We start from the raw sequence: 12,272 nt of genomic DNA on the forward strand, positions 1-12,272 counted from the left end.
GTGTCAGATGGCCTGCGCGTGTCGTATCTGTTGCTCGAGGGTGCCGAGCCAGTCTTCAAACGGCTGGTCGGCATCGACGATGATTTCAAGTTTTCCATTCGGGAGTTTGCGGACCCGGCCCGGGGATTCCGGCGAAAGGGGAATTTCCACCCACTCGCGATTGAGTCCTAAGCCGTCTGTCACATCGAGAATCCGGCTGATCAGTTGAAACGAGACGACTTCGAGCGGCACGCATCCCCCTCTGGTGTATTTACGGTGGAGGCATTTTATGAGGGGGCAGGCGGACTGTCAATGTGAGGATGGACTAGTGATCGAGTACACGTGCGATTTTCCCGGCGGCTTGTTCGATCGCTTCGGCTGGTATGTCGAGGTGCGTGACGGCGCGACAGCTGCGGGTACCGACGGCGTTGAGCAACAGGCCATGCGGTTTCAGTGCCGCAACGAATTCCTTCGCCGACCACTTCTCACTGATCACGTCGAAGAACAGAATGTTGGTATCCACGGTTTCGGGATCGATCGAGATCCCGGGCATCTGTTGCAGCCGCGCCGCGAGTTGTCGCGCATGGGCATGATCGTCCGCGAGTCGATGAATATGATGTTCCAATGCATAGAGTCCTGCTGCCGCCAGGATCCCGGCCTGGCGCATGGCCCCTCCATACATGCGACGGAACCGGCGGATTCGCTCCAAGAGCAGGGAGTCGTCGGTGGCAATCAATGAGCCGGCCGGCGCGCCGAGTCCCTTCGAGAGGCAGAAGGTCACCGTGTCAAAGTGCTGCGCATACTCGGCTGCGGACACTCCCGAGGCCACGACCGCATTGAACAAGCGGGCCCCGTCCAGGTGCATGGGAAGCCTGTGGGCGGAAGCCACTTCGCGGATGGCCCGGATCGTCGCGAGTGGGTACACGGTGCCGCCTCCGGCATTGTGGGTATTTTCGAGACAGATGAGTGCGCTCTGAATACTGTATGGATCTTTGGGGCGAATAGCGGCCTCGACCTGTTCCGCCGTCATGAGTCCTCGCCTGCCGGCGACCCAATGGAGCTGCACCCCGGCCAGTGCCGCCGCCGCACCCAGTTCGTAGCGGACGATGTGGGAGGTGCCTTCGACAATGACTTCGCATCCCGGTTCCGTCTGGGCACGAAGGCAGAGTTGGTTTCCGGCGGTGCCGGATGGAACGAAGAGCGCGGCTCGTTTGCCGACCAGCGCGGCCCCGACTTCCTGGAGCCGGTTGACGGTTGGGTCTTCTCCATAGACATCGTCACCCACCTCCGCCCGGGCCATGGCGTCGCGCATGGCCGCAGAGGGCTTCGTGACCGTATCGCTCCGGAGATCGATGATGGGTTCACGTGTGTTTGACACGGGGGCACTTGCTCTCGACTGATGGTGGTCGCGCGGCATTCTAGCAAATTTTCTGCTTGCCGGGGATGGCCGGCCTGCTACACTGGACCCTCCCCGGAGATGTATGGAGAGATTGCGCCGTTCAGTCGCCCGGTTCGTTCAGGCGGAGCCGCAGGAAATCTGGCCGCTGGCCTGGTCGTTCGGGTATTTTTTCTGCCTCCTCTGCGGCTATTACATCCTTCGGCCGGTGCGCGATGAAATGGCGATTCAGGGCGGCGTGCACAATCTGCCCTGGATGATGACCGGAACCTTTCTGACGCTGTTGGCCGTCACCCCGCTGTTCGGTTGGTTGTCGGCCCGCTATTCCCGCTATCGATTGCTGCTCGCGGTCTATCTGTTCTTCATCGCCAATCTGGTCGGCCTGTATCTGCTGATGAGCGGCCGGCAGTACATCGAATGGGTGGCCCGCGGGTTTTTTGTGTGGCTTTCGGTGTTCAACCTGTTCGTGGTGTCGGTGTTCTGGAGTTTCATGGCCGATCTGTTTACGCCGGCTCAGGGTGCGCGGCTCTTCGGCGTGATTGCCGCCGGAGGAAGCACCGGTGCCTTGTTCGGCCCCCTATTCACGACAGGACTGACCTATCTCTTCCCGGTTCCCGTGCTGATGTTGGTCTCGGCGCTCTTCCTGTTGGCCTGCATCGGGTGCATTTACAAGCTGGAGGCCTGGAGTCGTGGCCGGACGGTGTCTCACCGGGAGAACAGCGGGGAACCGTTGGGCGGTGGGTTCCTGGCCGGTATTCGACTGGTGTGGTCCTCGCCCTATCTGCTGGGGATCTGCGGCTACCTCATCTTCCTGACCATGACGGCGACGTTCCTGTACTTCGAGCAGGTCCGGCTGGTGGCCGAGCACTTCGATACGCCGGAAGCTAGGACGCGCCTCTTCTCGACGCTGGATTTCGCGACGAATGTGCTCACCTGGCTGACGCAACTGTTCATTACGAATCGTGTGGTGGCCCGGTACGGCCTGGTGGCCTCGCTGCTGTTCCTGCCGGTCGTCAGTCTGATCGGGTTTCTCGGCATCGCCCTGTGGCAGGGGCTCGTCGTGTATGTAAGTTTTTCCGTGCTGCGCCGGGTGGGGGAATATGCCCTCTCCAAACCCGCCCGCGAAGTGCTCTTCACGGTCGTGAGTCGCGAAGAGAAATACAAAGCGAAGAATTTCATCGACACGGCCATTTCGCGCGCCGGGGATGCGTCCACTGGCTGGCTGGTATCCGGCATCAAGGCGCTCGGCGTGACCACGGGGCAGATTTCATGGGTCCTGGTTCCGCTCATGCTGCTCTGGGCCTGGCTCGGCCGCTGGCTTGCCTGGCAGCAACGCGCACGGCTGCGAACCGGTCAGGTTCCTCCCGGTCCTTCGGTCGAGTGACGGAGCCTCCGTGGGCTCGTCCGTCTTTGACTCACAAAAAAATCGCATGGTATAGTCCTGCGCGACGCAGTGACCATTTTCTGATCTGCTGATGCGGCGGCCGATTGCCCGCTAAGCAGGCTGCGGAAAAACCTGGTTGTTGCGCAATAGCTTATGATCAATTCATGCGCCGTGTCGGGATCAGAATCACCCGCAGGATGCGCAAAAAGGCTGTTCAGCAAGGCCGCAGCGAGCGAAGGGGCGAATCGTACTCCTGCAGGAGGGTGAGCCGCGAAGCGATGCGAGAACGCTGCTGGCGGACTTTTTCCGCATCCTGTTAGAACATCACCGAATCCGCCGGGTATTAAGTCAAAAGATAGGAACACCATGGTTGAAGTTCCCGTTAAGCTCTATCTCGATAAACTATTGAAATTAGCTCGTGAAGCCGTGCGTCCATTTTCCCTCATGACCGGTCCGTCCAGAGACAAGGCCTTGCGCGGAATGGCGGCCGCGATCGCGGAGGCAGAGGAGGACATTCTTGCCGCCAATGAGAAGGATGTGGACGCAGTCGGGAAGTCCATGACGGGGTATGAGAACCGGGAACGGGTGCGGGACGCGGTCGCGCGGGTTCGTATGACGGTCGATGACGTCAAGGCCATGGTGGACCGGTTGCACCGGATCGCCGACCTGCCGGATCCGCTCGGTGAGGTGTTGGGACGTCACGATGAGCCCAATGGACTCCAAGTCAGTCGTGTCCGTGTGCCGATCGGGGTGATCGGCATCGTGTCGGAACTGTCGCCGCTCGAAACGATCGACGCATTGGCGCTCTGCCTGAAGTCCGGTAACGTCTGTGTGTTCCGCGGTTCTCCGGATTGGACGCTGACGCAACAGACTATTGCCGCCTGTCTCTCGAAGGTCGCCGCAGAAGCCGGGATCCCTTCCGGAGCCTGTACGATCATCGAACGCCCGGAGAAGGAAGCGGCGCTGGAGCTGATCAAGTCCGGCAAGGCATTGGACGCCATCATTCCTCGCGGCGGCGCAGGGCTTCGTAAGGTGGTGCAGGAGCAGGCCAAGATGCCGATCCTGTGTCACGACGGGGGAATCACCCACGTGTACATCGACGGCGACGTCGACATCCCCTTGGCCCAAAATATCGTGGTGAATTCCAAAGTGCAGGAACCGTCGGCCGCCAATTCGTTGGATACGTTGCTGGTTCATCAAGGCATCGCCAGGCCGCTCTTGTCGGCGCTGATTCTGCGATTGCTCGACGAATTTAAGATCGACGTGCTGGGCTGTCCGAAGACCGTGGCGCTCATGGGCCAGATGCTCATGACCGGACACAAGGCCGTCAAACCGGCGCAGGATGCAGATTGGAATCGGCAGTTTCAAGGTCCGACCATGGCGATCAAAATGGTCCCGGGCTTCGACGACGCATTGGCCCACATTGCGCAGCATGGCCCGAGTCACACCTGCGTCATCGCGACGAAATCGTATGAGTCCGCCATGCGCTTCACCAAAGAAGTTGATGCCGGTTCGGTCCTGGTCAATGCCTCGTCGCGTCTGAATGCCGGCGACAGTTTGGGATTTGGCGCCGATGTCGGATTGAGTTCCACGCGTCACCATGCGCGAGGCCCGATCGGGCTGACACAGCTCACCTGTGAAAAGTATGTCGTCTTCGGCAGCGGTCAGCTCCGGCACCCCCACCCGGTACCGCTGGCTTACGAAGACGCGATCATGCTCAAGAGGCCGTAACGCGAGTATCGTGAACGTCTCTCGTGAAGAGGACCCGGTGGCCGGCGACACGAATGACGAGATACGAGCGAACCTGCGCGAGCACTTAGCCTGGTGGGGACTTCGGCACGTCGAATCCGATGCGGCCTACTTTGCCTGGCAGCGAGACGTGTTCTCCCCGCAAGAGCTCGCTGCACTTCACCGGCACATCGAAGCCAAACGGCAGGCCACAGACGGTTCTGCTGCTGAAATTGCGTTCTACGATCTGACCGCTCAGCCCCGCTCCGTTCCCGCGCTCTACAGCCAGCGGTATGAATATTATCTGGAGGTCGGCGCTCGGGTAGCCGGGCATCTCGGCGATGCCTTGACCATTCTCGATGTCGGCTGCGGCATCGGTATCCTGACGACTTTTTACGCCAAACGGTGCTGGGCATCGACCATTGTCGGTATCGACCGCTCGCCGGCCTCCATTGACCTTGCCCGGCAGCGGGCGCAGGACCTGGGGCTGACCAATGTGCGCTTCGAATGCTGTGATCTGGATCAACAGGATCCTGCCGGACGTTTTGACCTGATCGTTGCCACCCATACGTTGCTGCAAGCTGAGCAGGAGCCGGGCCTGCCCAGTTGCGACTGGAGCACGTTCGCGCGATCAGCAGATGCGCAGGCTCAGCGAGGATTTGAACAACGGACCGGCCTGGACGCCAGGCTGGATCGACTTCGTGCCGGCCTGACTCCGGCCGGCCGCATGGTGGTCTTCGAAAAAGCCAGACAACTCGCCCGTCGCGTTCCATTTCAGCGCGCACTTGCCGCTCGCGGCCTGCGCTTGCTCGCGCCGCCGGAGCCGGTGCGCTATCGATCGGTGGAGGAGGTCACGGACGACGGTCCCTTGTATGTAATGGGAGCCGTTCCCCGGGAGCAGGCATGCGGGTGGGATGAATCGCCGGAAGCGGATGGACCGCCGCCGCTCGATGTGGACTCGCTCCGCTCCGTTCGGGCGCAAGGCGACCAGCCGCTGTATGAAAATCATCAGACTTCGGCGGAACAGGGATGGCGCTCATTGCCGGCGAAACAGGTGACCGCTCAGGTCACCAGGACAGAGCCGGATGGCCGGCAGTTGCATGTCGAATGGGGGCGGGCAGGAGCATTCGTGTATCTGTATTGCGCCAACACCTTCGACCAGCGTCAATTGGTCCTGATTGAGCCGGCCCGCGCTGCCGTGTTGGAGACCTACTATCGGGAAATCACCAGGGAACAGCCGGTCGGCGGGAAGGAGCTCTTGCGATGACCTCGGCAACCAACCGGCCTGATTCTTCTTCCTCGACCGTACAGGAAGTGGTGGGGCTGGTGCCCGCCGCCGGGCTGGCGAAACGTCTACAACCCTTCCCCTGCAGCAAGGAGGTCTACCCGGTCGGCTTCGTGTTGGATCAGCAAACCGGGAGGCCTCGTCCGAAAGTCGCGGCGCATTATCTGTTGGAGAAGTTCAGCGCTGCCGGGATTACAAAGGCCTATCTGGTGATTCGAGACGGCAAATGGGACATTCCGAATTACTTTCGCGAGGGCGGAGTGGTGGGGTTGTCGCTCGCCTACATCGTGATCGCCGGCTCGCTGGGACCGCCGGATACCATCGACCGCGCCTATCCCTTTCTGGAACGGAAGCGTGTGGCGTTCGGCTTTCCCGATATTCTCTTCGGCCCGGACGATGCCTATCGGCAGCTGATCGCGGCGCAAGCGCGAACCGGAGCGGATGTGGTCTTGGGGCTGCATCGGGTGTATGACCATCGCGTCTGGGACATGGTGGATTGCGACGCCGACGGCCTCGTGCGGAACATCGTGATGAAACCGGTGACGACGACGTTGACGTACGGCTGGTGCTGCGCGGTCTGGACGCCGGCTTTCTCGGACTTTCTCCACCGCTTTCTGCGTGCAGAGGAGACTCACCGCAATTTGGCGCAATTGGCCAATACCGCCCATGATCTGGGCGGGGATTTAGCCGTAGGGGTGGTACTGCAGGCCGCTTTGAAAGCGGGGCTGTTGTTGCAGAGCGTGATCTTCCCTCACGATACCTACATCGATATCGGCACGCCGGAAGATCTTGCCAAAGCGGTGCGCCAGTTCAACCCGCCCGAACAATAACTGTGACACTTACGGATAGGCCGCCAGGAGCCGCTCGGCGATGCTGAGGCGTTCCTGATCCTCCTGCTTCTTGCACTGTCGCCGACAAGCCGCGCAGAACCGCAGGCGACCGGCAATCGAGCGGATGTCGCGCTCCCTGTTGTAAAAAAACGGGCAGTCGGCCGGTCCCACGCCGGGGAGATGGGGGATGAGGTCCGCCACCACGGCAGCCGCCAGGTGGGCCATCATCCGTTCGACCGTAAATTCAGGACCCGTCAACTGGTCGAGCAGGTCGAACGTGGACACGATGGAGAGACGCTCGCCCTTTCCCGGTTCGAGCGGCCAATAGTAGAGATTTTTCTTCTTCCCGCTCTTGAGTGGGAAGTTGATCATGCAGACAAGCCGGTCCAGGCCCAGTTCTCGTGGCTTGTTGTTCAGCCGCTCATAGAGGGTTTCGGCGACCACGTAGGCCTGATCTTCGTCCTGTTCACGCCGCCAGGTGCCGATCGGCGCAGGGAACGAGACGGTTTCAAAGGAATAGACATCCTGCATTTTTGTCAGACGATCGCAAATCTCGGGGAGGTGGGGAATCATGCGATGCGCGTTCCACATGCCGATCTTGATCCGGTCCTGCATGGCGCGTCTGCGCTGTCGTTCCGAGGCGGTACGGGTGCGTTCATACTCGGCGGCCGGTCTGGGAACACAAATGCGCTGGGCCGGGTTACGCGCAAACACGACCGGCACGGCCCAATCGATGGCTTCTCCGGAAATCGAATAATTGACCGCCACCCGCGCTTCACGCGCCGCATCGCCGATGGACTGGCCCATGGCCAGCGCCCAATAGAAGTGACGGGAAAAAGATGTCGCCGACACGTCCAGCACAGGATATTGGTTGGCGACGACGGCCGGGACACCGCCGGCGATCAGGGCCTGCGCCACCCCGCGGCTGAAGTCTTCGCGCCCCCCCTGTCCGGTCTCGCAGGCGTTCAGACACACCAGACGAATGCCGCGCCGGCACACGATCTGCCGGAGCGTGGTTGAATCCAGTTCATGCACGCCGCCGTCGGCATTTTCAAAGAGGAGATAACCGCAATCGTCCTGCTCCCGATATTCGCCATGTCCGATGAAGTGCAGGATGTCGAACGGCGCGGCGGCGCCTTCGAGCGTTCGATGTAACAGCTCAGGCGTGGCATCGAGCAGGAGTTCCACGTCCGCCAGTTTCGCGTCGAGAAGGCGCCGGAATCCGCTGCGAATCACGTCTGTTTCTTCCTCGACGGACAAGGCACCCAATCCCAACGGCTGTGCGACGACCACCAGGATGCGCATAGGGCCGGTTCGAGCCGGTATGCGTTCGGCGGGAATGGATGTGAGCACGTTGCGTGTGAAATTCACCTCCTCGAGCGCCAGGAAGGTTCTGCGATCGGGATCGTAGATGAATTCCCACGCCTGTCTGGCGAGCCAATGATTGTCCGAAGTAAAGATCAGGTTGAGCCGTTGCGTGACCTGTTCAGACCGGGCGGCATCGTAGAGACGGCGGACCTGGTCAGGAAAGAGCGTATTGAACAATGCGCCGCCGAATTGCTGGAGGTCTTTCTCGCCGGGCAGTTGAGGATAGCGCGGATCGCCGTCGATGTAGCCGTGGATGTGCTGTTGCATGGCATCGATGTCTTGCCACTGCGTCGATGTCTGTTCATTCTTGGCGCGGCCTGTGCCTGTCCGTTTGCCCGTCCCGATGTGCACGGTCTCCATCACCCGCGCATTGCGGAAGGTGGCGATGAGCGTCGCGACCGCATCACGCGGGTCCGGATCGATGAGGGCGAGTTGGAACACGTCGTCAGGCTCGGGGCTCTGCGTCAGGGATACAAGCGGCGGAACTGCCTTGAAGGCAGGAATCGCAGCCACAGCCGGGGAAATTATCGCCGGTTGCTGAAGTGCAGGACCGGCCGCGATGGTGGGCCGCGCTTCGGTGCGAACGGCGCCCCGCCGCTTGCCGGATGGCAGGTCGTGCTCGATGTCGATCGGTGCGGCAGGCTGGGCCTCCCCGCGCAGGGCGCGGACCAAAAAGTCTACCGTACCCGGATCGTCGAAGAAGTTCACATGGTTCACCGCCTTCTGCTGCGTCAGGTTTCCACCTAATCCAAAGCAGCCGACGCGGGTGCCTGGAATCGTCACCGTCCCACCACTTCCGACGTCCACCCGCCAGCCGCCTTCGGTCGGCACGACCAGATCGTTTGCCGTCGGAAAGAATAAGTCGGCTCCCGCATCGATGATTCGCTGCAGCACCCCCGCGTCCGGTTCGTAATTGGCGACCAGAGCCGAGTAGGCCTCGTTGGGAGGGTTGGGGGTGGCCTGCAACGCCTGGATGATGTCACCCTTATTGTCCATCGAGGCCAGGCCCGGTAATCCGCCCACGAGGCGACGCGCGATCCAGGACAGGGCTTCGCTGACAAATTCGACGCCGGTGGTGAACGGATTGTCGGGAAATAATTCCAGGACGTTGGATAACCAGCTGGTGTACTGGGTGACATGGTCTGGTGAAGCCAGGGGGGTGCCTTCATTCGGGCTGGCAACCAGCACGGCACGGCCGATCACGAATCGGTCCGCCAGCGAGCCGAACAGCTCTCGACGCTCCACCAAATGCCGCAGGACCAGGCCTCCGCGCGAATGGGTGATCACGTCGAAGGTCGTCGGGCGGGAGGGGAGCGCTTCCAGCAGCATCTGTACGTTTTCTTGCGGTGTGCGACTCAGGGTGAAGTGATCAAATCCATAGATGCGATTGCCATACACCGGCTGTAGTTCTTCAAAGAAAGTCCTGCCGTTGCTGCCCCGGGTTTGCGCCAGCGAGCGAAAGGCTGCTTTGGTGCTGGAAAAGGTCCCGTGGATGAACAAAAGATTCCGCTCCGATGCGCTTAACGTCTGGACGTCTGCAGCAGGCAGGCTCGGTTCTCCGCCGAGACCGTCGGCAGTTATGGACAGCCATCCCTCCCGTTGTTTTTTCAGTTTCCACGTGGCGGTTTCCCACAGCAACGCGAGTTTCGAGAGCGCAAAGTCGGCAATCTTCCCGGCGACTTTCAGCACCACGGCCTTGATCGCCGCGCTGATGAATCCGCGGCGGCCGCCTGCTTCGGCGATGGGCGCGGCCGGCACCGGGATCGAGAACCGATAGATTCTCTTCCCGCCTCGTCGAATGCCGCGTCGAGCCGGTTCCGTCGGCATGTGGAAGCGGATGGCTCCGGAGGCGTATCGCGTCATCACGATGTACGCGTCGTCAGGAGCGCCTTCGACATCCAGGGTGAGGGGAGCCGGAGCCGCCTCGCCTCGTCGGGCCTTCGGCGTCGCGGTGAGGGTTTGCTCGACTTCCCAGCGCTTGGTGGCGGTGAGGTTGGCCACGAAGGGGTCAGGTACCTCGCCCGCTGCTCGACGCCCTCCACGAGCCTGCTCCGCCGCTCGAACGTCCCAGCCTTCTGATGTCGACCAGCTCACTGTGCCGGATTTTTTGTGCGCCATGATGTGCCCCCACTTCGCTCGTCAGACCGAGCGCAATCGATTCATGTGATCTTCTAGCTCGTCGCCCGTGTCTCGTGAAGCTTGAGATGAGCGAAGTTGAAACGAGATACGCTTCACGAGTGACGAGCGACGGCGGTTCGACTCGTGGCCGCCGCGAACTGCTTGCGCTTATCCCATAACCGGAAAAATGAGGCAAGAGATTCGTTGGGGCGCAGGGAGAAATGCAAGTATTACGCTGCCCGAAACGAGGCTGACAGCAGAGCAGGGGGAACTGGGATGTGAACGGGAGAATGCTGAGAAGTCGGGTGTTGTTTCCAGATCAGTCTGCTTGCTCGTCGGCCAACTTTGCGATACATGCGCACGACGCGCTCGATTGGAGAGGAACGACGATGATGGGGAGAATGGTTTATGGGGTCATTCAGGCAGCTGTCCCAAATAGATAGTCTCCATTCTTGCCCTATCTTGCCCTGGAACGTTGAATCGAGCGAGGAAAAGGCGTGGGGCGGCGATGAATCGGTTTGCCGTCATCTGTTGCAGGCTCATCCGGTCGATGCGCCGAAGCGTTCGGCTGCGAGAAACCGGTCAACTTGCGGAGACACGGGCAGGTGCGGTGTTGGAGTGACGGTGATCGGGCGCGTGGGCTGCGCGCGGCCGCGTTGCCGCGTGTAGGGTTGTGTGCGGGGCGGCGGTTGGCGGGAAGGGCAATGCCGGTTGAGCGGGGGTCGGCTTGGAGGATTGTGCGGAAGTTCTTGGTAACCGCTGGGCCAACCTGGCTCCCATCCTGACCATCGGGGCTTCGATCAGGTGATAGAGGGCAACCGGCAGACCGACGCTCAGGACGACGAGCACCGAATAACGTACCGCCGAGGGGGAGTCCTTCAGCAAGACAAACGCGGTCCACTGGGCATGTAAATGCGTGAGGTAGATGCCATACGAGTATCGCGCAATCAGGGCACAGGCCTTGCGCATTGCCGGTAGCTGGAGCTCGGCAAAGAACGGCGCGGTCACACCAATCAGCATGCACAGGGCCCACTGGGCGGTGATCTCATGTTCGGAGTGATTTCCATACCCCAGGATAGCGCCGGCTATGAGCAGAGTGAGAGGCCAACCGATAAACGGGAGCCGGAATCGTTGCATCCCGAACCCCAGGAAGTAGCTGCCACGCCGGCGATGAAGCAGGGCGCATATTGGGCCACCCCGAGGCGGCTTGACACGTAAGGCTGGGCAATCGCACCAACGACAGCGACGCACCAGAGTACGAAAATTCCACGGACGCCATAGGCCTTCCCGGCGAGATAGAGGAACGGCAGCACCATGTACATGGCCACCTCATAAGGGAGACTCCAGAGGACGGAGGTGACCACGGGTTTGTACATGAACTCCGTGTAGAGAAACAGATTGGCCAGGATGGTCGACAGGTCCGGGTCTGACCAGGGCCACCAGGGAGCGCGGGGCAGTTGAAAGAGAATGATTACAGAGACGCAGACGATGCTGAGGGGATAGATGCGAAACAACCGGCGGAGATAAAAGGTTAAAAAGAAGCTGCCCCCCTTAGTTTCGATCCGTTCCAGCGAGAACATCAACACGAGACTGGTATGGACGAAGAAGAGCAGCACGCCGAACTGGCCGAGATAATCAGGCAACCGGATGTTCGTTGTGATGAAGAGATGAAAAAAATAGACGAGCAGCACTGCGGTCGCCCGGAGGAGGTCCAGATTGGGCGACGAAAACGGCGTCGGTTGAGCGCTGCGAGTCATGCCGCGAGTCCGCTGCGACACCGATCCATGTGGGCGTTGCCCTCGCCGTGCAAGGTCATAGCGCTGCAGATCCTCAGAGCGTTCACATCTACGCCGGCCCCACGCGACATTCATCGCGGGAGTGGCGAGCATGGGATGTGTGAATCGACTGTCAGGATGGCCACTATCCGCGCGGAGACGATGCGGAAATTGGAGCATGCTGAGAGCCCGTATTGTTCTGGTCACTCGGGGCCCGATGATGTAGGAATTCGTGACCAAGACGGAGTACACATGATTGGGCGAGTCACTGTCAACCCTTCCGGAGAGTTTTCTTTGGGGACGATCGCACTGTGTCAGATTAGATCACGTGAGCGGCATCGACGACCCGCGTCCATATACGTAGTTATTGGTGATGGGGGATCCCGAAGCGAGCCACAAAAATATCCGC

At 60.7% G+C, this 12,272-nt stretch carries 9 protein-coding genes; 4 read left to right on the forward strand and 5 right to left on the reverse strand.

All coding sequences use genetic code 11. The features are described 5' to 3' along the window. Positions 1–3: 3 nt before the first annotated feature. Both H8K11_12980 and H8K11_12985 read right to left on the reverse strand, forming a co-directional pair. Entirely contained in the window at positions 4–231 is a 228-nt protein-coding gene (locus H8K11_12980; GenBank protein ID MCS6264660.1) for a hypothetical protein, read from the reverse strand. A gap of 73 nt (positions 232–304) precedes the next feature. Continuing rightward, positions 305–1,357 carry an aminotransferase class I/II-fold pyridoxal phosphate-dependent enzyme gene (locus H8K11_12985; protein ID MCS6264661.1) on the reverse strand — a complete coding sequence of 351 codons (1,053 nt, stop codon included), beginning with the start codon at positions 1,355–1,357 and terminating at the stop codon, positions 305–307. A 103-nt stretch (positions 1,358–1,460) separates the two neighbouring features. Here H8K11_12985 and H8K11_12990 point away from each other — a divergent pair, with 103 nt between their 5' ends. The 4 genes from H8K11_12990 (at position 1,461) to H8K11_13005 (ending at position 6,602) form a co-directional block, all read left to right on the forward strand. After that, complete coding sequence (locus H8K11_12990) at positions 1,461–2,759, forward strand: MFS transporter (GenBank protein ID MCS6264662.1); 1,299 nt, start codon at positions 1,461–1,463, stop codon at positions 2,757–2,759. Between the two features lie 366 nt (positions 2,760–3,125). Next, a complete protein-coding gene (locus tag H8K11_12995) occupies positions 3,126–4,490 on the forward strand; it encodes a glutamate-5-semialdehyde dehydrogenase (GenBank protein MCS6264663.1) in 1,365 nt (454 codons plus the stop codon). A gap of 10 nt (positions 4,491–4,500) precedes the next feature. After that, the gene (locus H8K11_13000) at positions 4,501–5,754 is read left to right on the forward strand and encodes a methyltransferase domain-containing protein (GenBank protein ID MCS6264664.1); all 1,254 of its coding nucleotides are present in this window, start codon (positions 4,501–4,503) and stop codon (positions 5,752–5,754) included. Then, positions 5,751–6,602 carry a dTDP-glucose pyrophosphorylase gene (locus tag H8K11_13005; protein ID MCS6264665.1) on the forward strand — a complete coding sequence of 284 codons (852 nt, stop codon included), beginning with the start codon at positions 5,751–5,753 and terminating at the stop codon, positions 6,600–6,602. Before H8K11_13000 ends, H8K11_13005 begins: the two co-directional genes overlap by 4 nt. A gap of 9 nt (positions 6,603–6,611) precedes the next feature. Here the strand turns inward: H8K11_13005 and H8K11_13010 are convergent, their stop codons facing one another. From H8K11_13010 to H8K11_13020, 3 genes are all read right to left on the reverse strand, one after another. After that, positions 6,612–10,088 (reverse strand): CHAT domain-containing protein, encoded by a 3,477-nt coding sequence (locus tag H8K11_13010; protein MCS6264666.1) that lies wholly within the window; start codon positions 10,086–10,088, stop codon positions 6,612–6,614. A 582-nt stretch (positions 10,089–10,670) separates the two neighbouring features. Continuing rightward, complete coding sequence (locus H8K11_13015; protein ID MCS6264667.1) at positions 10,671–11,225, reverse strand: hypothetical protein; 555 nt, start codon at positions 11,223–11,225, stop codon at positions 10,671–10,673. After that, positions 11,174–11,845, reverse strand: a complete 672-nt coding sequence (locus H8K11_13020) for an acyltransferase (protein MCS6264668.1) — start codon at positions 11,843–11,845, stop codon at positions 11,174–11,176. The genes H8K11_13015 and H8K11_13020 overlap by 52 nt, the downstream gene beginning before the upstream one ends. Positions 11,846–12,272: the final 427 nt, after the last annotated feature.

The organism is Nitrospira sp. (assembly GCA_024998565.1).
In the GTDB taxonomy this organism is placed as follows: Bacteria; Nitrospirota; Nitrospiria; order Nitrospirales; family Nitrospiraceae; genus Nitrospira_A.